Source organism: Bradyrhizobium sp. SZCCHNS3002 (assembly GCF_032377435.1).
In the GTDB taxonomy this organism is placed as follows: Bacteria; Pseudomonadota; Alphaproteobacteria; order Rhizobiales; family Xanthobacteraceae; genus Bradyrhizobium.
Map to the genome: position 1 here is coordinate 303471 of NZ_JAUHHY010000010.1, position 22871 is coordinate 326341.

Consider the following 22871-nt stretch of genomic DNA (forward strand, 5'->3'; position numbering starts at 1 on the left):
CTCCTGCCCGTCTTCTTCTTGAGCCGGTTTCCTGACGTTGGCCTGAAGACGCCGCGACTTTTGCTTCAGGTCAACGTCAGGATCTCCTCTATGATTATCGCTTACAGGTCGACGGGCTGGGCGGAATGACCCGATGCGGATATTGCTGATCGAAGACGACACGATTCTGGGGGCGGCAGTACGCGACCAGATTGTGTCGGATGGCCATTCCGTGGACTGGGTGACCCGCCTGGATGCGGCAAGGGAATATCTTGACACCGCGGCCTATGACCTCTTGCTCCTGGATCTGATGCTGCCGGATGGCCGCGGTATCGGACTGCTGCGGGATCGACGCGCCAAGGGCGACGTGACGCCGGTCATCATCCTGACGGCGCTCGATCAATTGTCCGACCGGATCGAAGGGCTCAACGCCGGCGCAGACGATTACATGATCAAGCCCTTCGATCTTTCGGAGCTTACGGCGCGGCTGAATGCCGTCGCTCGCCGCTATGCCGGCAATCCGAACCCACTGATCCGAATTGGCGATCTTCAGATCGATCTGGCCGCTCGGTCGATTGCGCGTGCAGGAAAGAACATCGCCCTGACGGCGCGGGAATGGGTGCTGCTCGAGACTTTCTTACAGCGTCCGCGACAGGTTTTGTCCAAATCGCTGCTCGAGGAACGGCTCTATTCCTTCGGCGAAGAGATCGAGAGCAACACCATCGAGGTACATGTCAGCCGGCTTCGCAAGAAGCTCGGACACGCCGTCATTGAGACCGTGCGAGGTCTCGGCTATCGGCTGGGAATCGCCTCATGAAAGGCCCGCGTAGTCTGCAGTGGCAGATCTCGCTGTGGCTCGGGCTTGGCGTCGCGCTCCTTTGGATTGTTGCAGCCGTCGTGACCGGCCAAAGGCTGCGTCACGAAATGAACGAGGTATTCGATAGCGCGCTTGAGGAGACGGCTCAGCGGATTCTTCCGCTTGCGGTGCTCGATATCCTCGGCCGTGAGGCAGACGGCACGTCTCAGCGTATCGCCACGCTCAGGCAGCACGACGAGTACTTCACCTATGTGGTCCGCGACGACCGCGGCACCGTCCTGCTGCGCTCGCACGGTGCCGATGACGCGATCTTTCCTCCTTTCTCCAGAATGGGGTTTGTCGACACCCCAACCCATCGAATCTACTTCGACACTGCAGTGCGAGGCACGATGACGATCGCGGTGGCGGAGCTGCTGACACATCGTCGCGAGGTCGCGAACCAGGCGCTCCTCGGGCTTGCCTGGCCGCTGGGATTGCTCATTCCCCTCAGTCTTCTCGCCGTATGGGGCGTCGTGCGCGTTTCGATGACCCCGGTCAGGCGCCTGCGAGGCGACATTGAAGCGCGCGGCACCGGCGATCTGTCTCCGGTTCCAGCCGCGGGACTGCCCTCCGAGATCGGGCCGATCGCCGACGCCGTGAACGGCCTGCTGGAGAAGCTTCGGCGCGCCCTGGAAGCCGAGCGAAGTTTCACGGCCAATTCCGCGCACGAACTACGTACGCCGGTGGCTGCCGCGCTCGCGCAGACGCAACGACTCATCGCCGAGACCAGGGACACCGCGGCCCGAACCCGGGCCCAGCAGATCGAGGTGGCGCTGCGGCGGCTTTCGCAATTGTCTGAAAAGTTGATGCAACTCGCGAAGGCGGAGGGTGGACGGCTTCAGGGCAGGGAGACGACTGACATCGCATCGGTGCTGAAACTGGTCATCGGGGAGATGATGCGCGATCCGGCTGCGGCCGGTCGACTCGCTGTCAACATTCCTGCGACGCCGGTTCTCTTCGATATTGATACGGATGCCTTTGCCATTCTAGCGCGCAATCTCATTGAGAACGGCCTCAAGCACGGAGCGTCCCCCGCACCAGTCGTTGTAACTCTTTCCAACACTGGCGTGCTGACCGTTACAAATGAGGGAACAGCCGTTCCGCCGGAGTTGCTGGAACGCTTGTCTCGTCCGTTCGAGCGCGGCAGCACCGATGCTGACGGCTCGGGGTTGGGCCTCGCCATCGCAAAAGCCATCGCCTCCGGAGTTGGTGCCGAGCTCGTCCTGACGTCGCCTTTGCCTGGAGCGCAGGGCGGCTTCCAGGCGAGGTTTTCCGCGCAGTGAGTTCATCGGCGGCCAGTCGATGATTTTTCGAGAAATTGGGAGCAGATTGGGACGTGGCAATTGCGGCCAATTAGCAGGCCGGGGGGCGAATCATGCGCGCGTGGCGACCAGCTCTTCGAGAAGCGCTACGGTAGCCGCTAGGCTTCGGCTCGGCGGCGTCATCTGATTGGCCACCTCGCGCGCCCGAGTGGGCATCCCGGCTCCAGAACGGTCCGCAGTTCATGGCGAAGGGTCGCTTGCGTCGTTGCCGAAAAACGACGCGAGGTGCCGATACCCAGGCGTCTGATCCGTGTCGCCCATACCGGCTGGTCGGCGCCGATCCAGAGGACAAGAGTTGGGACGCCGGAGCGAACGCTCGCGGCCGTGGTGCCGGAGCCGCCATAGTGAACGATGGCCCGGCAGCGCGGCAGGACAGCGGCGTGATCGGTCGCAGGCACGATCATGACGTCCTGCGTGGGGACCGTGTCTTCAAGCCGCAGGACTCCCGAACAGATCAGCGCACGCTCGCTGAGTTCGCGGCAAACATTTGCGATCATCGCAACGGTCTCCGTCGGTCTGTCGACCGGCATGCTGCCGAACCCGAAGTAGATTGGGGGGCGGCCGGCGCCGATCCAGGAAATCACGGACTCATCGAAGCCGGTGGCTGATTCCAAGGTCATGGTGCCGACCAATGGTCTCTCCCAGCCCCATCGCGCCTCGAGTCCGGGAAAAACACCTTGTCATAGGCTTGAATCTCCAGCGCGCCCGATTCGACGATACGGCGCACGGCGCTAATTCTGGAGTCCGGAAGCCGCAGAACCCGGCGCTGTTCATCATAGGCCGGCCTCAATAGGCGCCAGTGCGACCACTCGGCGACTGACCACAAGGATTCGACCAAACTCGGGGGCAACCGAATCGGCAGGATATGGTTGTTCGCCCTGACGGGGAAGTAATGCAGGGCGGCAAGCGGCACCCCCTGGGCCTCGGCCACGGCGGCGGCCAGCTCCTGATAGGTCGTACCGCTCAGGATCACTCGGCACCGACGGCTCGCAACCATCCGCGTACACCGGCGTGCGCGAGCCGAACGATATCGTCCGACAGGACGCGTTGGGCCATACATGTGACGAAGTGAACGCGAGCGGATCGAACGCCCTCGTGTACGCAGGCCTCCTGGACAACGGCCGTCAGCGCCTCGACCATCCGGCGTGGCGTTGGCCGCTCCGGTCAGCCCGGCGTCCTCCATCTCCATCAAGCGATGGGCAGCAAAGCCGATCACTCGCGCAGAAGATCGGTGTCCGGGGCCTTCTCCGCGAGCACGCGAAGGGGAGCGCGCGGGCGAACGGCTTTGCTCTACCGAGTTACACCACGCCCGGGGACCCGACCGCAATCCACGATCTGACAGACGCCGAGCTGCGTGTCGCGGGCCGCCACTGCTCAAGTCGACAGCTACCGACCTATCCAGAACGGACCCGCAAACAGTTGATCTCAGGGTCGAAGAAGCGGCGGCAGGAGCAAACAGAAGCAGCTGGCGTGTCGGAATAGCCGCTGACCCGCTTGTCGGAATGGCTTTGCAGATTGGCCATACATCTTTGGAAGGCTTGGTGGGCGCACTAGGGCTCGAACCTAGGACCCGCTGATTAAGAGTCAGCTGCTCTACCAACTGAGCTATGCGCCCGGATCTTGCATCCGGAGAAAGCCTTCCGCGAGAGCCGGTCGTTTAGCAAAGCGATTCCGGGATGTCCAGCGATCCATGACGATTTTTCGTCACTTTCGATGCAGAAAAACCGCCGGCGGGCGGCGGTTTTCCCCAAGTGAAATCAGAAGGATCGTTAACCGGCGCTCAGAGCCGTCCGGACTCGCGTTCCTCCTCGGACCAGCCCATGTGGCCCATCGATCCCGGGCCGAAGCGATGCCCGCCGAAGCGCGGACCGTCCTCCATGCCGCCCTCGCCGCGCTCCATCCAGCGGTGATGGCGCGGACCGTCCGTTCCCATCATGCGCCCCATCGGCCGGGTGAGCATCGACAGCCGGCGCTTCTGGCCGTCGTCGAGCGTCTTGTAGAGCGGGTCGGCAGCGTCGGCGACCTTCTTCATCGCATCCGCGGTGACCGCCATCGTATCGGCACGCTCGCGCAGCCGCGCCACGGGATCGATGTCCTTGTCCTGGGCTGCGTCGGTCATCCGCGCATTGGCGCGGTCGAACCGCAGCTTGGCGAGATCGCGCACCGCGCTCTCGACCGGCGGCCACAATTTCTCCTGGTCCGCCGTCAGCTTCAGGCCGGCATGGACGGAAGCGATGCGCGCATCCAGCATGGCGGCGCGATCTTCCGGATTCATGCGCGCATGATGCATGTGATCATGAAACCAGCCGCGCTGGGCGTAGACCGCGGTCGAGCCGGCGATGGCGAGCACGGCGACAGCGGCGATGGTGAACCTTCTCATGCCAACCTCCTTGGAAAGTCGGATCAGCATGAGCCCGCCGTTCCGCACCTTCAACTTACAGTTTGGACAGAGTGTACGACCTTACGAAGATGTAATTGCTTCAAATACCTTTCTGTTTTTGCAATTCGGTGTCATTTCATGTCTGCGCCTCAAAGCATCCCCAGCATGCGCGGCAACCACAGCGAGATTTCCGGCACGTAGGTGACGAGCGCGAGGAAGCCCAGCATCGTCAGCAGCCAGGGCATGACGGCGATGGTCAGCTCGGTGATGCCCATCTTGGCGATGCCCGAGGCGACGTAGAGGTTGAGCCCGACGGGCGGGTGACACATGCCGACCTCCATGTTGACCACCATCAGGATGCCCAGATGCACCGGATGGATGCCGAGCTTGACCGCCACCGGGAACAGGATCGGCGCCATGATCAAGACGATCGAGGTCGCCTCCATCACGTTGCCGGCGAGCAGCAGGAGGATGTTGACGACCAGGAGGAACACGATCCAGTTGACGCCGGCCGCCGCCATCCAGTTGGCGATCTGCTGCGGGATGTTCTCGTTCGCCATCAGGAACGAGAACAGCACGGCGTTGGTGATGATGTAGAGGATCATCGCGCTCATGTTGGCCGAGCCGAGCAAGACCTTCGGCACGTCCTTCAGCGACATATCGCGATACACGAACACCGCGATGACGAAGGCATAGACGGCGCTGACGGCCGCGGCCTCAGTCGGCGTGAACTTGCCGGTGTAGATGCCGCCGAGCACGATCACGATCAGCAGCAGACCCCACACGCACTTGCGGAAGGCCGTGAAGCGCTCGGCCCAGCTTGCCCGTGGCATCCGGGGGTAGTCGTTCTTCCAGGCCCGGTAGAAGGTGGTGAAGCCGAGCAGGCTCGCCAGCATCAGGCCGGGGATCACGCCGGCGATGAACAGCTGGCCGACCGAGGCCGAGGACACGCGGTGGCCGGCCGGATCGAGCGCGATGCTGCCGCCGGTCGCGACCGCATAGACCACCATCACGATCGACGGCGGGATCAGGATACCGAGCGCGCCCGAGGTGGTGATGACGCCGGCGCCGAAGCGCTTGGGAAAGCCCTGCTTGACCATCGCCGGCAGCATGATCGAGCCGATCGCGATCACGGTCGCCGGCGAGGAGCCGGAGACTGCGGCGAACAGCGCACAGGCCACGACGCCGGCTAGGCCGAGGCCGCCATACCAGTGCCCGACCATCGACGTCGCGAAGTTGATCATCCTTCGGGCGACGCCGCCATGGGTCAGGAAATTGCCGGCGAGGATGAAGAACGGGATCGCCATGATCTCGAAATTGTCGATGCCCGTGAACAGCTTCAGCGCGACCGATTCGGTCGGCACGTTGGTCATGAAGAACACGAACGACAGCACGGTGAGGCCGAGCGCGATCGAGATCGGCATGCCCGTCAGCATCAGGAAGATGAGCAGGCTGAAGATGAGGAGGCTGCTCATCGCAGCGCCTCCGTCGCCGTCGGGTCGACGCCTTCGACATAGGCGTGGTCGTGATGCGGCAGCTCGTCATGGCGAAGATAGTGCCAGGCCACCTGCAGGAAGCGGAAGCACATCAGATAGGAGCCGAGCGGGATGCAGAGATAGACCAGCCAGCTCGGCAGCTCCATGTCGGGCGTCACCTGGTCGGTCTGCGACAGGCCGTAGACGAACTTGGCGCCCATGGTGCCGATGATGGAGGTGAACAGCGCGCCGCACAGCAGGCCGAACAGGATCGTCACCTTGCGCAGCGACGGCCGCATCATGTTCACCACAACGTCGACGCCGACATGGATGCCGGTGCGCACGCCATAGGCGGCGCCGAACTTCGCCATCCACACGAACATGTAGATGCAGAGCTCCTGCGCCCAGGACAGGTCGATCGGAAACAGGATGGGATAGAGGAAGGGCACGCCGACCAGATAGCGGTGCAGCACGGCCACGAAGATGATCGAGGTCGCCGCCGCGATCAGAAATGCGATCAGGATCTCCTCGAGCCGATCGAGGATGCGCAATAGAAAGCCCAAGTCCCCTCCCCCACAATCAAACGTCAGCGGCGCTTGGCTGCGCCGTCTGCCTTCTTGCGCGCCGAGTGCGTCGCCCCCTCGGTGCGCGGACCATGGCCCGCGCACCGCTCGCCTCACGCCATCAGTTGGTCGAGCCGCGCGTCTCCTTCAGGAACTCGTCGATCAGCGGCTGGCCGACGCGCCCCGCGACGTCCTTGTACACCGGCATCATCGCCTTGCGCATCGCCTCGTCCTGGGCCGGCGTCAGCTTGACCAGCTCGCTCTTGCCGGACTTGCGGATCTCCTCGAGCGCGTCGTCGTTCTCCTTCGCCGACTGGCTGTTGCCGTAGGCGGTCGCTTCCTTCATCGCCTTCTCGCAGGCGGCACGGATATCCGGCGGCAGGCCGTCCCAGAACTTCTTGTTCACGACCACGACGTAGCCGATGTAGCCGTGATTGGTCAGCGTGATGTACTTCTGCACCTCGTGCATCTTCTGGGTATAAATGTTCGAGGGCGTATTCTCCTGGCCGTCGACGACGCCGGTCTGCAGCGCCTGGTAGACTTCCGAGAACGCCATCACCTGCGGGATCGCGCCGAGCGTGCGGAACTGCGCGTCCAGCACCTTCGAGGACTGGATGCGGAACTTCAGGCCCTTGTAGTCGGCGGGATCGACGAGCTTCTTGTTGGCGCTCATCTGCTTGAAGCCGTTGTCCCAGTAGGCCAGCCCGATCATGCCCTTGGGCTCGAGCAGCTTCAGCAGCCTGGCGCCGAGCGGGCCATCGGTCACCTTCCGCAGGGTGGCGAGGTCGGGCAGGATGTAGGGCAGATCGAACACCTCGAATTCCTTGATGCCGATCGGGCCGAACTTGGAATTCGACGGCGCCAGCATCTGCACCGCGCCGAGCTGCAGCGCCTCGAGCTCTTCCTTGTCCTTGTAGAGCTGCGAGTTCGGGTAGACTTCGACCTTGACCTTGCCGTCGGTGTACTTCTCGGCCAGCTCCTTGAACTTGTCGGCGGCGAGGCCCTTCGGGGTGTTCGAGGCCACCACATGGCTGAACTTGATCACGATCGGATTGTCGGCGGCCAGGGCCGGGCCGGCCAGCGCGAGCACCGCGAGCGAGGCGGCGGTGGCGATCACATGGCGAAACTTGAAGTGCAAGGTGTCCTCCCGACGTTTCGGGGGACATTGCAATGATGCCCCCGCTTTGTATGCCAGGGACATTGTTAGCGGGTCGCCGGCCGGAATGCCATTGACCGTTAGCCGCAGAGCCGGGGATTCCCGTGCTGCAACGCACCATCTTCGCGTCGTCCGGGGCGGCGCGAAGCGCCAACCTCAGATGCGCAATTTGCGCATCGGGGAACCTCGATATGGCCAGAGCAGGATGCAAACCAAGCTCCGGATTCCGGGTTCAGCCGCTCTCGCGGCTGCCCCGGAATGACGTTGTCGATCAGCCCGCTGCCGCCGTCGCGCCCTGCCCCTGCGCCACGTCGCGCTGGCGCTTCATGACCAGCTTGTTGAGCGCCCCCAGATAGGCCTTGGCCGAGGCCACCAGCGTATCCGGATCCGCCGCGCGCGCGGTCATCGAGCGGCCGTCCTGCGACAGCCGCACCGAGACCTCGGCCTGCGCGTCGGTGCCCTCGGTCACGGCATGGACCTGGTACAAGTCCAGCTTGGCCTCGTGCGGCACCAGCGACTTGATGCAGTTGAACACGGCATCGACCGGCCCGTTGCCTTCGCTCTCCTCGATCTTGGTCACGCCGTCGACGTCGAGCTTCATGGTGGCGCGCTGCGGACCGCGGGTGCCGGCGATGACCGACAGCGACAACAGCTTGATGCGGTCATGGGCGCTCACCATGCCCTCGTCGATCAGCGCCTCGATGTCCTCGTCGTAGATCTGCTTCTTGCGGTCGGCCAGCGCCTTGAAGCGGACGAAGGCGTCCTCGACCTGATTGCTCGACAGCTTGTGGCCCATCTCCTCCAGCTTGTGGACGAAGGCGTGGCGGCCGGAATGCTTGCCCATCACCAGCGAGGTCTGCTTCACGCCGACCGTCTCCGGCAGCATGATCTCGTAGGTCTGCGCGTTCTTCAGCATGCCGTCCTGATGGATGCCGCTCTCATGCGCGAACGCGTTGCGGCCGACGATGGCCTTGTTGTACTGCACCGGGAACGAGGTCGCCGCCGACACCACCTTCGAGGCATGCGTCAGCTGAGTGGTGTCGATCTTGTTCCAGAACGGCAGCTTGTCATTGCGCACGCGCATCGCCATCACGACCTCTTCCAGGGCCGCGTTGCCGGCACGCTCGCCGATGCCGTTGATGGTGCACTCGATCTGGCGGGCGCCGGCGCGTACGCCGGCCATCGAGTTGGCGACCGCCATGCCCAGATCGTTGTGGCAGTGGACGGAGAACACCGCCTTGTCGGAGTTCGGCACCGTCTCGCGCACACGCTTGAACAGGTCGTAATACTCTTCCGGCACGGCGTAGCCGACGGTGTCCGGGATGTTGATGGTGGTGGCGCCGGCCTTGATCGCGGCCTCGACGCAGCGGCACAGGAAGTCGAACTCGGTGCGGGTGCCGTCCTCGGATGACCACTCGACATCGTCGGTGTGGTTGCGCGCCCGCGTGACCGAGGAGATCACCAGCTCGAACACCTGCTGCGGGTCCATCTGCAGCTTGTACTTCATGTGCACCGGCGAGGTGGACAGGAAGGTGTGGATGCGGCCGCGCTTGGCCGGGCGGATCGCCTCGGCGCAGCGGTCGATGTCCTTGGCGCCGGCGCGCGACAGGCCGCAGATCACCGCGTTCTTCGAGCGCTTCGCGATCTCGTTGACGGCCTCGAAGTCGCCGTCGGAGGCGATCGGGAAGCCGGCCTCGATGATGTCGACACCCATGTCGTCCAGCATCGCCGCGATGTTGAGCTTCTCCTCGAACGTCATGGTGGCGCCGGGGCACTGCTCGCCGTCGCGCAGGGTGGTGTCGAAAATGACGACGCGGTCCTTGTCGGACTGAACGGGATTGGACATTGGCTTTCCTCGAATTTTGTCGGGTGGTGCGCTTGTCGGTCAGGATCTCTGAACATTGGGCGCTGAAGGGTGTTTCGGTGTCGAAGCAGCCCCCTGAGTGCCCAGGCGCATCCCGCCCAGCCGGCCCTCAGGGGCAGCTAAGAAGCAGAAGCTCGAGCGCGCCGGTCAGGCCGCGAGCCGGCAGCGGGGCGAGCGCGATCGACCGGGCGTCTGCCCCGGCGATGGCCTCGATCTCTGCGCTGCGAATCAGCATTGCCAAACCCTTTTGCGAAGACACGAAAATGGTGCGGCAAAACCATTGATGGATCGTTGCCGGGGTGCCCTCGACGGTGCTTTTACCGGGAATGGGAGGGCGTCGCAACGCCGAATAAGGGTCAGAAGGGGTGACGTATTGCGGCGTCTGCGTCGCGAATCTCCGTGTGGTTATGGATCCATCTGCGCGCGTCTGCCGCACACTCGTCCGGGCCGACCTCGAGGGCATGTTTGGCGGTGTCGGCATCTGCAGGGGTCCCGATCGGCCAGCACCGGCCCACCACACAAACGGTGTCATCCCGGGCAAGGCCGCCAGCGCGAAGCGTTGGTGGCCGCCGACCCGGGATCCATACGCCGTGACTGGTGTGGCTGGATGGGATGAAGCGGCCATCGCGCCTCGCAGATCTCCCCTGGGGTTATGGATCCCGGATCGGCGCGCGCGTGCCGCGCGCTTGTTCGGGATGACAGTGAGGGTGTGGTTGGCGGTGTCGGCATCTGCATCAGCACGCACCTCATCATCCCCGCAGCACGTCCGCGCCCGGGTTGATCCTCGACATCAAACCCTCTGCAATTCGAGGGTGCAGGGAAGGCCGGGCGTCTGCCGACACCCGCGGCCCCCGTGCGGAAAGAAGTGCACGGGGCAGGAACCACAGGCTCGGCCAGGACAACCCGGCCTTCCCTGCGCAACGGCTTTACGGCTTACTTCGCGCTCTCCCCGGGGACCGGCTTGATTGCCCCCGTCACCGGCGCGCTCGTCATGAACGCCGCCGGCTTGACGCCAGCTTCGGGGCGCCAGGACCACACGACTTCGCCGTCCGCAAACCGCCAGTCGTCCACCGGCGCCTCACGGCCATCGCTCCCCGCACTCCACGTATCGTGACGACGCGTACGCCCCTCTCCGATGAGGCGGGATGGCCGGAGATAAGCATGATTTCTGAAAAAAGGAAAGAAAAAATTTCGCGGAATACGAAGATCGCGCCCGTGATACATTGAGGTCATGACCAACCGCATCTTCCTCCACGGCGTCCCTGACACGCCGGTGATTTGGGGGCCGCTGATCGCGGCGCTCGGGGAGACCGTTGCCGTCCCCTGCCTGCCCGGCTTCTGCGGCGAAGCCCCGGCCGGCTTTGCATGTAGCAAGGACGCTTACGCCGACTGGCTGGTCGCGCTGATGGAGGCGCAGCATGCGGCGGTCGGGCCGCTCGACCTGGTCGGGCATGATTGGGGCGCACTGCTGGTGTTGCGTGCGGCGTCGCTGCGGCCTGAGCTGGTGCGCTCGTGGGCCGTCGCCGGCGGCGCCCTCGATGCCGCCTATCGCGGCCATCGTATCGCACGGATCTGGAACACGCCGGTCCTCGGCGAGATCTTCATGACGCTGTCGTCGCAGCGCTTGATGGCGCGGATGTTCCGCCAGAGCGGACTGCCGGCCGACCTCGCCGCACGTGAAGCCGCGGCCTGGCAGTCGCCGATGAAGCGCGCGATCCTCGCGCTGTATCGCTCGGCGAACGGGCTTTGCTTCAGTGGCGACTGGATCGCGCGGCTGGCGCAGCTTCCGCGACGCGGCCTCGTGATCTCAGGCACGCAAGACCCTTACGTGCCGCTCGACACGCTCAGCCGCTTCGCACAACACCACGGCGCGTCCTTGCACGTCGAGCAGGACGCCGGGCACTGGAGCATCGTCGAGCGGCCACAGAGCATCGCGGCGGCGCTGCGGGCGCATTGGGCGTGAGCGCGAAAACGCTCGGACGATCCGACGATCCTTGACGGAGGCCGTTGACCGGACGGTTGGTCTCACACACAACCCGCGCCAACCGAGAGACAAATCCCATGGCTGCCTTCACTGTCCGCGTCTCAGATGCGACGTCTGCAAAGCTCGACGAACTCGCCGAGAGGCTCGGCCGTCCGCGCTCCGAAGTCGCTGCGGGTGCCATTGAGGAATTCGTGCACCGGCAAGCCTGGCAACTTGCCGAGATCGAGGCGGGTCTGGCCGAAGCTGAGCAAGGAGACTTCGCCAGCGACGCCGAAGTGGCGAAGGTCATCGCCAAATACGTGAAGCCAGCCGGACGAGGATGAGCCAACGTCCCATCCGATGGACAAGAAGAACGCTGCGGCGCCTCGATGAGATCGGCTCGTACATTGCCGAAGACAATCCCGCAGCTGCCGCCCGTGTCGTTGCGCGCATCATTTTTGCGGGTCGAATCCCTTGCTGAGAGCCCCCACATCGGACGCCCCGGCCGCGTGGCCGGCACCCGTGAGCTCGTGCTCACAGATATCCCCTACATCGTGCCCTATCGCCCGACGACGGCCGGCATCGAGATTCTGACCGTGATGCACTCGGCTCAGAGATGGCCGGACGGGTTCTGACCCTGTCACCGGCAATACGCCGGTGCTGTCGCGCGCAATATGATTGTCACACAATCTTTGATGGATTGGGGTCTTCTGATACCGTATCATCGCTATGTTCAACAGAGGACGTTCGGCATGGTGCGTCTCAGGATTGACGTCTTGTTGGTCGCGGCGGCCTTGTTTGCTGGTCTCTTCGCCGACACGGCCTCGGCGGAGGACACCAGCCTCTCCCGCTTCCCCCAGCCCGGCTGGGCGACCGCCTCGCCCGAGGAAGAAGGCATGGACTCCGCGGCGCTGACGAAGCTCGTCGCCGCCGGCAAGACCATGAGGTTCGACAGCCTGCTGGTCACACGCCACGGCCGCGTCGTGCTCGATGCGTCCTACGCGCCCTACAAGGACGACGAGCTGCACATCATCAACTCCTCGACCAAGGCGGTCGTCGCCACGTTGATCGCGATGCTGCTCAAGGATGGCGTGCTCGACAGCCTCGACCATCCGGTGCTCGATTTCTTCAAGGATCGCAGGATCGACAATGTCGACGCGCGCAAGCAGGCGCTCACCGTGCAGCATCTGCTCAACATGACCTCCGGCCTGGACTGGGACGAGGGCTACAACGGCGGCGCCGAGACGTCGCTGTACGAGATGGGACGAAGCCCCGACTGGGTGCAGTATGTTCTCGACCGTCCGATGGCGCATGCGCCGGGCGAGACGTTCTACTACAACAGCGGCAACTCGCATCTGCTCTCCGCCATCGTCACCAAGCTCACCGGCAAGAGCGCGGAGGATTTTGCCCGGGAACGACTGTTCGCGCCGCTTGGCATCACCGAGCACGCCTGGTTCAAGGATTCCAAGGGGATTTCCGGCGGCGGATTCGGGCTCGCGCTGAAGCCGCGCGACATGGCGAAGATCGGCTACCTCTATCTGCGCCGTGGCCGCTGGGGCGAGCAGCAATTGCTGCCCCTCGACTGGATCGAAGCCGTCAACCACGCCACCGTCAGCATGAACGCGACGTTCGATCCGGGGCTCCGCTATGCCGATCAGTTCTGGGCCCTGCCGGAGCGGAACGTCTTCATGGCCGTCGGCTATCACTGCCAGGTCATCATGGTGCTGCCGGACCCTGACATCGTGGCCGTGATGACCGCGCGCAATTTCTGTCCGTTCCGCAAGCTCGCGAATGAGATCCTGGCCACGGTGAAATCGAATGAGGCCCTGCCCGCCGCTGATGGAGCCAAGGAGGCTCTGGCGGCCGCCATCAGCGAGGCCGGGACGGAGACGCGAGGCACGGTCGGCAGTGTCCCGGATATCGCGGCGACGATCTCGGGCAAGACCTACACATTTCCGCCCGGCCCGCTCGGCATCAACACAATCACCCTCAGCCTCACCGGACCCGAGCCGCAGGTCACCTGGGACATCCCGTCGCGAGACCGCAACGGGGGAACAGTTCATCTGCAGAGCCCGATCGGCCTCGACGGCCTCTATCGAGCGACTGCGCAACCTCACCCCTGGCAGCCCTACGTCTACCGCGCCATGAAGGGCAACTGGGTCGATCCGACGACCTTCGCGATCGACGTGCAGTTCATCGGCCAGGGCGAGGAGCGCAACTGGCGGCTCACCTTCGATGGCGACAAGGTGATGTTCAGAACCAAAGGCCGCTATGGCAAGGATCTGGCGATCGAAGGTCAGGCGGCGCCATGAGTCCCCGATCGGCTCCGCCAAACTCCTGATAGCAGCGGAGTCCGGATGCCTTGGTGCTGACGGACCGGCAGACCGGGCCGGAAACAGTTTGGAACAGTTCTAATAACCTTCCGCGTGCCGCAGGCCACGGCTGCGATCTCCCGTCGTTTTCGCGAGCAGCTCATCTCGTGTATGTCTGCCCTCCCGCCGCGGCTCGTCCTGCGGTGGGGGATCGTTTTTCGATTGCGATGGCATAATGTTGGGATTGCTGGAGCGGCTGGGGCTGCGTTTCGAGGATGCCGTCGAGGAGCGGCGCTTCGTTGATCAATTTGTTCATGGCAATACCGCCTGGACGCAGATCGCGATGCTGCTCGGTGCGCTCACCTTTGCCGGCTACACCTTGTGGGACTTCGTGCTCTATCCCGAGATCGTGCCAACGACGCTCGCGATCCGCGGCGGCACCGCCGTGCTGGTGCTGCTGCCGCTGACGGCGCTGCTGTCGACGCCGGCGCGCCGATGGGCGGAGCCGATCCATCTGGTCTATTGCGTGATCCCCGGCTGCGTGCTGCCGACGATCTACTGGGTGCTGCCGTCGGGCTTCACCTACTCCGCGGCCGGCATGATCATCGTCATCCTGTTCGTGTCCACCATGCTGCCGCTGCGTACCGGCTCCTACGCGATCTTCTGCGCGACGAGCTGGAGCGCGCTGGCGGTCGCCGAGAGTCTCGCGACGGAGCCGCTGCCGCCGGGCCTGCGCTTCATCGATCATTCGCTGGTCGGCAATGCCTGCCTGCTCTCGCTCTATGCGGTCGGGGCGCGGGAGTACCAGGCGCGCAAGCAGTTCCGCACTGCCGAGGCACTGCAGCGGGAGAAGGAGCGCTCCGAGACCTCGCTGCGCGATCTGCATGCCACGCAGGCCCATCTCGTGCAGGCAGAGAAGCTGGCCTCGCTCGGCCAGCTCGTCGCCGGGGTCGGCCATGAGGTCAGCACGCCGCTTGGGCTGGCGCTGACCACGTCGACGGCGATGGAAGGCGACGTCCAGGCGATCACGCGCATGCTTGGCGGCGGCCCGGTGCGGCGCTCGGATCTGGCGCGGGGCGTCGCGCGGCTGCAGCAGGGTCTGCACCTGACGACGCAGAGCCTGCATCGTGCCTCCGAGATGGTCCACAGCTTCAAGCAGGTCGCCGTCGACCAGGCCAACGAGGCGCTGCAGACCTTCGAGTTGCAAAGCTGGATGACCGATCACGTCGCCAAGCTCCGCCCGCTGCTGGTGCGCCAGGGACTGACGGTCGTGCTGTCCTGCCCGGAGGGCATCGTGCTCACCAGCTATCCCGGCGCACTCGGGCAGGTCATCAGCATCCTCGCCTTCAATGCGGCGACGCATGCCTATCCTGGCGACAGCAGCGGCGTCTTCACCGTGGAGGTCGCACAGCCCAGCGATGAGTCGGTGCGCATCGTCTGCGCCGATCAGGGCGTCGGCATGCGCGACCAGGTGCGCGGCCGGGTGTTCGACCCGTTCTTCACCACGCGCCGCGAGAAGGGCAATGCCGGCCTCGGCCTGCACATCGCCTTCAACCTCGTGGCATCCACGCTCGGCGGCCGCATCGAGCTCGACAGCCGGCCGCAGCAGGGCACGCGCATCACGCTGGACATTCCGCTGATCGGGCCGGGCAAGCCGGCCGAGCTGGAGCTCGCAGCAGCGCAATAATCCCGATGATCGCGCGCATCGAGGCTCGCCGCGGAACTGTCCCCGCGCGATGCATCGCGGCGATCAGGCAAGGAACCGTCGCACCGCTCTGCCGCCGTCACGAACGAGCGATCGCACGAGCAGATGAGAACCTCCCTGTGCCCCGCACGGCCTGCGCTCCAGCATGCGCAGCTGCTCATGCGTCTTGCGGCCGCCGCGCATCAAGGCCAAGGGCGACGGCTCGGGCGCGATGACCGACCTGCAGGAGGACCCGGTCGGCGAGAACATGGTGCTGTCGAACCGCGACAAGACCGAGAACTCGCGCGAGTGCGGCCAGGACGGCCGCTGCGTCGAGACCGAGCAGTATCAGGACCACAACGACAACAAGGGCCGCGGCTGAGAACGTCGTAACGTGGCGTCGTAGGGTGGGCAAAGGTGCGCCGTGATGTCGCGAATCAATCCGCGCTGTGGCGCGCGCGCGGTGGCATCACGGCGCGCCTTTGCCCACCCTACATGTCAGATGCGCTCGGCGCTCTAGGCCTTGGCCAGACCGGCGCCGCGGGCGCGACGGATCGCGTTGGCGGCGATGATGATATGCAGCAGCAGCGACAGGCCGAAGCCAAGGGCATGCTGCGCCGCTGTGGCCGGGATCGTCAGCACGGTGACGAGGCCGAGCGGAATGAACAGGACGATGCCGGTGACGAGGCCAGGATTGTAGCCGCGAAAACGCAGCGCCGGGCCGATATGGCCGAGCGCGTTGACGAGCATCAGATAGGGCGCGACCAGCGCCCAGGCCGGGCCGGCGATCCAGGCGACGTAGAGCGCAATCAGGTCGATGCCCCAGACCGCGCCGCAATTGACCCAAAGCACGTCGCCGGTGGTCAGCGCCTCGCGGCCGCCGAACATCACGGTGTTGACGAAGCTGCGGAAGCGGTCGCCGGTGTGCTCCTCGACCTGGTGGATCATGTAGCCCGGCGAATGCAGGAAGATCAGCAGCAGCGCGAGCGGCCAGTCGGCCGCCAGCAGCGGCACCAACGCCAGCAGCGCCGCGGCCATGAACACGGCGCCGGCAACCCAGTGACGGGTGAGAAGCTCCAGCATCACCTAGTGATGCGCGAGTCGGCCGAACTTGCCAAGCCGGGTTGCCCCGGGGCGACGCCGCCTGCTCCGGGAGGCTGCGGCCTGATGTCCCATCGCAGCCGCCAAACCTTGCGGGGCGCGGCGCGACCTACTTCAGCAGCACCAGGCATTCGCCGGCCGGCGTGGCGTTGGCGCGGGCAGTGTCGCGATCGAACCTGCCGGCCATCACCAGCGGCCTGACACGCTCGACGATGACGTCCTTGACGACGCTGTCCGGGCCGATGGCCGGCGCAGACGCGTCGTAGATCTGCTTCGCCACCGGCGACAGCTTGGCGGCACAGCTGTCGGCGGCGGCGCGGTTGCCGGCCAGCGCGGCCTGCGACAGAAGACATTGGGAGACGGCGATGAATGTGACAAACGGGAATGCGACGCGCAGCATGGCAATCAGTCCTTCGTTCAAATGAGGTTCAGCCCGGCGCAAGCAGGCCCGGTCCGGAGCACATCCACTCATTGTCCGGCCGCCTGCATGCGGGCTCTGATCTAACCCGAGCCGGCAGCAACGCCTACTCGATTTCGCCCGTCCGCCAGCCGAGGTCCAGACCGTGCAGCAAGCTCCTGAAATACTTCGAAAAACCCCGGTGCAGAAGCGCACGCGGCAGACCCTCGACGTGATCTTCGAGGCAACCGCTCAACTTCTGCAGAGCGGCGGCGGCAAGGGCCTGAGCACGAACGCCATCGCCGAGCGCGCGGGCTTCTCGATCGGCACGCTCTACAGCTATTTCAGGGACAAGACCTCACTGTTGCGTGCGCTGGTGCTGCGCGAGTTCGCTCGCCAGGAGGCGGAGTTCGGGGAGGCGCTGGAGGCGCATCGCGGGCTTGGACGCGAGGCGATCGTGCGCGCAGCGGTGCGCCAGGGCTTCGCCCCGTTCGCCGGCCGCCACCGTGTGCGGCGCTATCTGCTCGGCCTGCTGGGCAATGACGCGGAGCTGCAGAAGGCGCTGCACGAGATGGTGGACCGCATGACCGAACGGCTGATCCAGACGGTGGGTTTGCGGAGCGAGGCGATGCCGGCCGCGCGGCGCTTCATCCTGGTCCGCGCTGCGCTGGGCCCGATCCGGGCTGCCCTCATGCGCGAGCATCGCCTCGTCGGCACGCGCGAGCTCGAGGACGAACTGGTGCGGCTGATGCTGTTCCTGCTGGAGCCGGATCCCGCCAGATCGTCATGAGAGCCGTCACGAGGGGCGGTCGGGCTTCGCGGCCGCCAGCCGCTCCGCGAGCTTCCTCAAGGCCTCCTCCGAGGCCGGCCGGCTCTGGAACTCGCGGATCGCGCGCGACAGCTCCTGATCCGACATCGGATGCGCCGGCTGCTTGATGCGGCCGTCGGCGAGGGCAGCTGCGATGGTTTCGATATGCGGCCCCGTGCCACCGAACAATTGGCGGAGCCGGGAGAGGAACGCGATGTGGGGCACGGCTGTTCTCCCGATGCGGCGACCGGCAACTTCGACCGCATCTGCTGAAAGCCACCTTAGTCGGCATCGCCGGCTCCGTCGTCTCATTTGATACAAAACAGCGCCCGGACGGTACGATTTTCATGGATGCGGACCGGATCGTCACCGAGAAGCTCAGGGAGCATTCGAAGCTGACCGGCGAGGACATCGCCGAGATCCGGCATTTCAGCTTCGCTTTGCGCGAGCTTGCCGATCAGGAGGACCTCATCCGCCAGGGCGACGAGCCGGACCGTTCCGTCGTCGTGATCTCCGGATGGGTGGCGCGCTATCACCTGCTGTCCGGCGGCCAGCGGCAGTATCTCTCCTTTCACATGCCGGGTGACTGGCCCGACGCCCAGGCGATCTTCCTCGACCGCATGGATCACGCCGTCTGCGCGATCGGGCCGGCGGTGGTGGCGAGCATTGCGCACAAGGAGCTGACCCGCGCGATCAGCCGGCGGCCGACGCTCGGCTTTGCGATCTGGCGCGAGACGCTGATCGATGCGTCGATCTTCCGCGAGGCCATCACCAACAACAGCGCGCGGAGCAAGCCGGCGCGCATGGCGCACATGTTCTGCGAACTGTTCTATCGCGCCCGCGCGCTCGGACACGTCCGGGACGATCAGTTGCAGTTGCCGGTCAGCCTCGTGCAGCTCGGCGAGGCGCTGGGCATGGCGATCGCGACGGTCAACCGCACGCTGCTCGAGCTGCGCGCCAGCCGCGCGGTCGATTTCCGCAGCGGCATGCTGACGGTGCACGACTGGACGCGGCTATGCGCGATCGGCGAGTTCGATCCCGGCTATCTGCACCTGAAGAAGCAGCCGCGCTGAGGCACAGGTCTCAGCGCGGCGAAGTACGTGGGCTCGTCGAGCCCACCTCTCGCGCCGCCTCAGGTCAGGCGGCGACCTTGGTGATCAGCTTGACCGCGTAGGCGTAGGGCCCGTTCGGGCTCTTCTCGGCGATCCAGGCGCAATGCCAGTCGGAGCCGTAGCGCAAGCCCGTGTCCCATCCCGAGCCGCCGCCGTGCTCGTTGTCCCACGACCAGGCCTTGCGGTCCTTCTGAGGATCGGAAGGGAAGCTGCTGCCGCTGTAGACGGAGATCTGCCCCTGCTGCGCGCGGAACGGCGCGTTCGTGCTCCACTTGAGCCACAGATTGCCCTGCTCCTCGTAGGACGTGAGCGACCATTGGTAGGTCGCCGAGACGGTCTGCGGATTAGTGCTGGTGGTGGCCGATGTCTGCTCAATGACTGCCATGATGGTCTCCGTTCAAAATGAGATGAAAAATCTTCACGATACTGGCTGTCCAAAAGACAACCATTGCTTGCATATCCGATGAAACTCGCCTCGGCAACAAGCCTCCCTCGCACAACGACGTGATCGCGCGGCGGGCGTCGCGTTCAGCAGCGGCCGCAGGCCCTGCGCTCAGATGCAGAGACCGATGACCTTGATGCTGAGGTGGCAGTCCTTGGCGGAGGACGTTGGCGGCTTGGCGCCCCAGCGCGTCGCCGGCCTGGCGTCGCCCTTCCCGGATCGTGTCGCCGTCTGCGCGACCACGGCCTTGCCCTTGCTCTTCGGAGCGCCCTTCGGCTTGTCGGCGTCGTAGTCGCCCGCGATCACCATCGCCCAATAGGTACGCTTGCCGCTCGCATTCCTTGCGCTGGCGATACCGACCTTGGTCGCCTTGGGCAGCAGCAGGTTCTTGCGGTGGCCCGCCGAGTTGATCCACTGCCCCAGCGTCTTGTCGAAATTGTCATAGCCATAGGCGATGTTCTCGGCGGCGCGGCCGGCCTTCGACGGCGCGACACGCCGGGTGAAGGGAGCGAGCACCTCGTGGCTGAGGTCGTCCTTGTCGGCCATCGCGCGCGCCTGCTCCATCGCGATGCGGTCGAGCGTCGCGTCGCGCGTCACGCGGCCTTCGCCATGGGCGAGCCGGAACGCCGAGATCTGGTCGGCCGGCGCGGCGTCGCCGGCCCGCGCCGCGGACGCTGCGGTCGTGGCGAACAGCGCCGCGATCAGGAGAGTGCGGAAGCCGCGCAGCATGAGATGAAGCATCGGCATGCTAGTCCACCCTCTCGAGCGCATAGACGTCGATCGTCGGCTCCTCATAGGGATGCGCACTGCGGATCGCCTGGATCACGGACCTCAGCCTGTCCCCGGCGCACACGGCCTCGATGCGCTCCTCCTCGACCGTCTCGAGCCGGCCGACCGCGCCGATCGCCGGGTTGGCGCCGGCGAGCGGGCGAAACCGGCCGGTGCCCTTCGAGGTAAACGAACAATGATCATAGTTGCCGATGCGGCCGGCGCCCGCCTCGCCCATCGCGTGGCGCACGGCGTCACCCGCCGCTTCCGGGACATGGACGACGATCTTGTAGGTCTTCATGCGGGCCTGGATCCGGACGTCGATCACACGGCCGTTACCATCGCGGCGCCGCCGGCGCAATTTTCAGCGGCTCACGGGCAGTCACAATCACGCCAACGCCGGCACCGGTGAGCAGCCATTCCGAAACACGCCTTGTGCGACGCAGCAAACCCGATATCTATCGGTGCTCTCTCCCGCATTCCCAACACCGTGGAAGGCCCGCGCCTTGGCTGATACCAGTGCCGACACCATCGAGATCGTCCGCCACCGGCCGATGGGCTTCACCGAATTCGTCATCGTGGTCGCGGCGATCATGGCGCTCAATCCGCTGGCGATGGACATGATGCTGCCGGCGCTGCCGAACATCGGCGCCTCGTTCCATATCGACATCGCCAACCGGCTGCAGACGGTGCTGTCGGCCTTCGTCATCGGCTTCGGCCTCGGCCAGTTCGTGATCGGCCCGCTGTCCGACAGCTTCGGCCGGCGCCCGGTGCTGATCGGCGGCATGGTGCTGTATGCGGTCGCCAGCCTGCTCGCGATCGCCGCCCCGTCCTTCGAGATGCTGCTGCTGGCGCGCGCGCTGGAAGGCCTCGGCACCGCGGCGACGCGCGTGATTGCGACCTCGATCGTGCGCGACTGCTATGCCGGCCGCCGCATGGCGAGCGTGGTCTCGCTGGCGATGATGGTGTTCATCGCCATTCCCGTGATCGCACCGTCGTTCGGCCAGGCCGTGATGCTGCTGACGCAGTGGCGCGGCATCTTCGTGGTGCTGACCTTGTACGGCATCGTCACCTTGCTGTGGACCGCGATGCGGCTGCCCGAGACGCTGCCCGAGAGCGAGCGCAAGCCGTTCTCGGTCAAGGAGATCATCGCGGCCTTCCGCAACACCCTCACCAACCGCCAGACACTGGGCTATGCGCTCGCCGCGAGCGGCATCTTCGGCGCCGTGCTCGGCTATGTGCTGTCCTCGCAGCAATTGTTCACCGGCGTCTATCATCTCGGCCGCTACTTCCCGCTCGCCTTCGCGGCGATCGCGGTGACCATCGCGGTCGCCGGCTTCCTCAATGCCCGCCTCGTCGGGCGGCTCGGCATGCGCATGATCTCGCATGGCGCGCTGGTCGGCAGCGTCGTCATCGCGCTGGCCTGTTTCAGCGCGGCGGTTCTCGGCATGCTGCCGCTGTGGCTGTTCATGCTGCTGTCGGCGGGCATGATGTTCACGTTCGGCCTGATGTTCGCGAACTTCACCGCGCTGGCGATGGAGCCGCAGCGCGCCAATGCCGGCACCGCGTCCTCGCTCTACGGCTCGATCACGACCCTGCTCGGCATGGCCGCCGGCGCCGTCGTCGGCCAGGCCTTCGACGGCAGCGCGCTGCCGTTCGCGGCGGGCTTCCTGGCCTGCACGTCGAGCGCGCTGGTCATCGTCCTGATCACCGAGAAGGGCCGGCTGTTCCACGGCCATGGCAAGCCGGTCTAGATCTGAGGCACTTGATCGAGACCCGAGCGCCAACCGCGATCTCCTCTCACCTCCGCTCCGTCGGAAGAGGTCGGCGCGTCGCGCCGACCGAGGGGCCCAGTCCCTCGGCACGGAGGCATCCGTCCTTCGCGCAGGCCGCGCGCGTGGTCGCCAACGTCGGCGATGACATGAGCTACGGCATCAAGGCCGGTGCGCCGCGTGACGCCAGAAGCACGGTGACCTTCGTCGCCTGTCCGTTCCAGGCCGACCATCCGGCGCAGCGCGAGGCGCAGCCGCCGTCCTGCCGAATATCGATCGACAATATCGCGCGCGAGCTGGTGCCGCAGATCCGTGCCGCGCTCGGCGTACGCGCCTATATCGACGTGCTCTATCGCGAATATCTTGGCAGCGATCTGACCAGGCCGGCCCGTGGCCGCGTCCATTTCGAATTGCGCAATGTGCCGATCACCGGGACGACGCTGACGGCATGGTCGTGGATCTCGAAAGACTACACATATCAGCAGTTTCCGAGCCTGTTGCCTTGATCATAAAAACGAGATGGCTCGAAAGAAATAGCCTGCGATGCATCCATAAGCGACAACGAACAGAACGGCTTTCAACAGGAACAGGACGTTCATGGGAAGGTCGAGCAGCGGCGTGTGACCGATATCCTTATCCTCTTTGGTGCCTAAGATTTCCTGCTTCCGATAGTACAAGAACCAGATGATCGCTCCCAGGAAATACTGCAGCAGATCAGCCAGTAGACCGGACGCAATAAGAAGGAGCGGCAGCAGAAGCTCGCTCGGAATAGCGGATTGTCCGGCGACATCCTTTTTGAAGGTCCAAATGATTACAACGCCCGTCAGACCCAGGTGACGACAGATGTCGCTCACCTTGGCGGTATACATCGTGAACGCGTCGCGGTAGCCCTGAAGCTTCATCGCATGTTCGAGGAA

25 protein-coding genes, 1 tRNA gene and 1 pseudogene are annotated in these 22871 nt (G+C 65.0%); 12 read left to right on the forward strand and 15 right to left on the reverse strand.

Going from position 1 to position 22871, the window contains the following annotated elements:
• Window positions 1–133 precede the first annotated feature (133 nt).
• Together QW845_RS22795 and QW845_RS22800 are read left to right on the forward strand one after the other, a co-directional pair.
• A complete protein-coding gene (locus QW845_RS22795; RefSeq protein WP_315803763.1) occupies window positions 134–796 on the forward strand; it encodes a response regulator transcription factor in 663 nt (220 codons plus the stop codon).
• A complete protein-coding gene (locus tag QW845_RS22800; RefSeq protein WP_315803764.1) occupies window positions 793–2118 on the forward strand; it encodes an ATP-binding protein in 1326 nt (441 codons plus the stop codon). Before QW845_RS22795 ends, QW845_RS22800 begins: the two co-directional genes overlap by 4 nt.
• A gap of 158 nt (window positions 2119–2276) precedes the next feature.
• Here QW845_RS22800 and QW845_RS22805 read toward each other — a convergent pair whose 3' ends face one another.
• From QW845_RS22805 to QW845_RS22840, 8 genes are all read right to left on the reverse strand, one after another.
• Entirely contained in the window at window positions 2277–2789 is a 513-nt protein-coding gene (locus QW845_RS22805; RefSeq protein WP_315803765.1) for a glycosyltransferase, read from the reverse strand.
• A gap of 907 nt (window positions 2790–3696) precedes the next feature.
• Window positions 3697–3772, reverse strand: a tRNA-Lys gene (locus tag QW845_RS22810).
• A 165-nt stretch (window positions 3773–3937) separates the two neighbouring features.
• Window positions 3938–4537 (reverse strand): Spy/CpxP family protein refolding chaperone, encoded by a 600-nt coding sequence (locus QW845_RS22815; protein ID WP_315803766.1) that lies wholly within the window; start codon window positions 4535–4537, stop codon window positions 3938–3940.
• Window positions 4538–4686: 149 nt separating this feature from the next.
• Window positions 4687–6012, reverse strand: coding sequence for a TRAP transporter large permease subunit (locus QW845_RS22820; protein WP_315756319.1), 1326 nt, complete (start codon window positions 6010–6012; stop codon window positions 4687–4689).
• Window positions 6009–6575: a TRAP transporter small permease gene (locus tag QW845_RS22825; RefSeq protein ID WP_315752772.1), complete on the reverse strand. Its 567-nt coding sequence runs from the start codon at window positions 6573–6575 to the stop codon at window positions 6009–6011. The genes QW845_RS22820 and QW845_RS22825 overlap by 4 nt, the downstream gene beginning before the upstream one ends.
• Window positions 6576–6696: 121 nt before the next feature.
• On the reverse strand, window positions 6697–7713 hold the full coding sequence (locus QW845_RS22830; RefSeq protein ID WP_315803767.1) for a TRAP transporter substrate-binding protein: 1017 nt from the start codon (window positions 7711–7713) through the stop codon (window positions 6697–6699).
• 289 nt (window positions 7714–8002) lie between these two features.
• Entirely contained in the window at window positions 8003–9577 is a 1575-nt protein-coding gene (locus QW845_RS22835; protein WP_315803768.1) for a 2-isopropylmalate synthase, read from the reverse strand.
• Between the two features lie 127 nt (window positions 9578–9704).
• On the reverse strand, window positions 9705–9830 hold the full coding sequence (locus QW845_RS22840) for a hypothetical protein (RefSeq protein ID WP_315803769.1): 126 nt from the start codon (window positions 9828–9830) through the stop codon (window positions 9705–9707).
• Between the two features lie 996 nt (window positions 9831–10826).
• Here QW845_RS22840 and QW845_RS22845 point away from each other — a divergent pair.
• From QW845_RS22845 to QW845_RS22870, 6 genes and pseudogenes are all read left to right on the forward strand, one after another.
• Window positions 10827–11558 carry an alpha/beta hydrolase gene (locus QW845_RS22845; protein ID WP_315803770.1) on the forward strand — a complete coding sequence of 244 codons (732 nt, stop codon included), beginning with the start codon at window positions 10827–10829 and terminating at the stop codon, window positions 11556–11558.
• A 98-nt stretch (window positions 11559–11656) separates the two neighbouring features.
• Window positions 11657–11902, forward strand: a complete 246-nt coding sequence (locus tag QW845_RS22850; RefSeq protein WP_315803771.1) for a CopG family ribbon-helix-helix protein — start codon at window positions 11657–11659, stop codon at window positions 11900–11902.
• A pseudogene (locus tag QW845_RS22855) lies at window positions 11899–12193 on the forward strand (type II toxin-antitoxin system RelE/ParE family toxin). The gene QW845_RS22850 and the pseudogene QW845_RS22855 overlap by 4 nt, the downstream one beginning before the upstream one ends.
• A 117-nt stretch (window positions 12194–12310) precedes the next feature.
• Window positions 12311–13870, forward strand: a complete 1560-nt coding sequence (locus QW845_RS22860; RefSeq protein ID WP_315803772.1) for a serine hydrolase — start codon at window positions 12311–12313, stop codon at window positions 13868–13870.
• A gap of 235 nt (window positions 13871–14105) precedes the next feature.
• Window positions 14106–15557 carry a HAMP domain-containing sensor histidine kinase gene (locus tag QW845_RS22865; RefSeq protein WP_315803773.1) on the forward strand — a complete coding sequence of 484 codons (1452 nt, stop codon included), beginning with the start codon at window positions 14106–14108 and terminating at the stop codon, window positions 15555–15557.
• A gap of 163 nt (window positions 15558–15720) precedes the next feature.
• Window positions 15721–15936, forward strand: coding sequence for a hypothetical protein (locus tag QW845_RS22870; protein ID WP_315803774.1), 216 nt, complete (start codon window positions 15721–15723; stop codon window positions 15934–15936).
• 134 nt (window positions 15937–16070) lie between these two features.
• On the opposite strand, the gene QW845_RS22875 is transcribed toward QW845_RS22870, so the two are convergent.
• Entirely contained in the window at window positions 16071–16637 is a 567-nt protein-coding gene (locus QW845_RS22875) for an HXXEE domain-containing protein (protein WP_315803775.1), read from the reverse strand.
• A 127-nt stretch (window positions 16638–16764) separates the two neighbouring features.
• Entirely contained in the window at window positions 16765–17055 is a 291-nt protein-coding gene (locus tag QW845_RS22880) for a hypothetical protein (RefSeq protein WP_315803776.1), read from the reverse strand.
• Window positions 17056–17254: 199 nt separating this feature from the next.
• Here QW845_RS22880 and QW845_RS22885 point away from each other — a divergent pair, with 199 nt between their 5' ends.
• Window positions 17255–17842, forward strand: coding sequence for a TetR/AcrR family transcriptional regulator (locus tag QW845_RS22885; RefSeq protein ID WP_315803777.1), 588 nt, complete (start codon window positions 17255–17257; stop codon window positions 17840–17842).
• Window positions 17843–17848: 6 nt separating this feature from the next.
• Here QW845_RS22885 and QW845_RS22890 read toward each other — a convergent pair whose 3' ends face one another.
• Window positions 17849–18085, reverse strand: a complete 237-nt coding sequence (locus QW845_RS22890) for a hypothetical protein (RefSeq protein ID WP_315803778.1) — start codon at window positions 18083–18085, stop codon at window positions 17849–17851.
• Window positions 18086–18207: 122 nt separating this feature from the next.
• Between QW845_RS22890 and QW845_RS22895 the strand changes: the two genes are divergently transcribed.
• The gene (locus QW845_RS22895; protein ID WP_315803779.1) at window positions 18208–18933 is read left to right on the forward strand and encodes a Crp/Fnr family transcriptional regulator; all 726 of its coding nucleotides are present in this window, start codon (window positions 18208–18210) and stop codon (window positions 18931–18933) included.
• A 64-nt stretch (window positions 18934–18997) separates the two neighbouring features.
• Here QW845_RS22895 and QW845_RS22900 read toward each other — a convergent pair whose 3' ends face one another.
• The 3 genes from QW845_RS22900 to QW845_RS22910 form a co-directional block, all read right to left on the reverse strand.
• On the reverse strand, window positions 18998–19357 hold the full coding sequence (locus tag QW845_RS22900) for a hypothetical protein (RefSeq protein ID WP_315803780.1): 360 nt from the start codon (window positions 19355–19357) through the stop codon (window positions 18998–19000).
• A 168-nt stretch (window positions 19358–19525) separates the two neighbouring features.
• Window positions 19526–20161 (reverse strand): CAP domain-containing protein, encoded by a 636-nt coding sequence (locus QW845_RS22905; RefSeq protein ID WP_315803781.1) that lies wholly within the window; start codon window positions 20159–20161, stop codon window positions 19526–19528.
• Window position 20162: 1 nt separating this feature from the next.
• On the reverse strand, window positions 20163–20483 hold the full coding sequence (locus tag QW845_RS22910) for a hypothetical protein (RefSeq protein ID WP_315803782.1): 321 nt from the start codon (window positions 20481–20483) through the stop codon (window positions 20163–20165).
• A gap of 205 nt (window positions 20484–20688) precedes the next feature.
• Here QW845_RS22910 and QW845_RS22915 point away from each other — a divergent pair, with 205 nt between their 5' ends.
• Together QW845_RS22915 and QW845_RS22920 are read left to right on the forward strand one after the other, a co-directional pair.
• The gene (locus QW845_RS22915; protein ID WP_315803783.1) at window positions 20689–21936 is read left to right on the forward strand and encodes a multidrug effflux MFS transporter; all 1248 of its coding nucleotides are present in this window, start codon (window positions 20689–20691) and stop codon (window positions 21934–21936) included.
• 11 nt (window positions 21937–21947) lie between these two features.
• Window positions 21948–22460 (forward strand): DUF1833 family protein, encoded by a 513-nt coding sequence (locus QW845_RS22920; protein ID WP_315803784.1) that lies wholly within the window; start codon window positions 21948–21950, stop codon window positions 22458–22460.
• Here the strand turns inward: QW845_RS22920 and QW845_RS22925 are convergent, their stop codons facing one another.
• On the reverse strand, window positions 22461–22856 hold the full coding sequence (locus QW845_RS22925) for a hypothetical protein (RefSeq protein ID WP_315803785.1): 396 nt from the start codon (window positions 22854–22856) through the stop codon (window positions 22461–22463).
• Window positions 22857–22871: the final 15 nt, after the last annotated feature.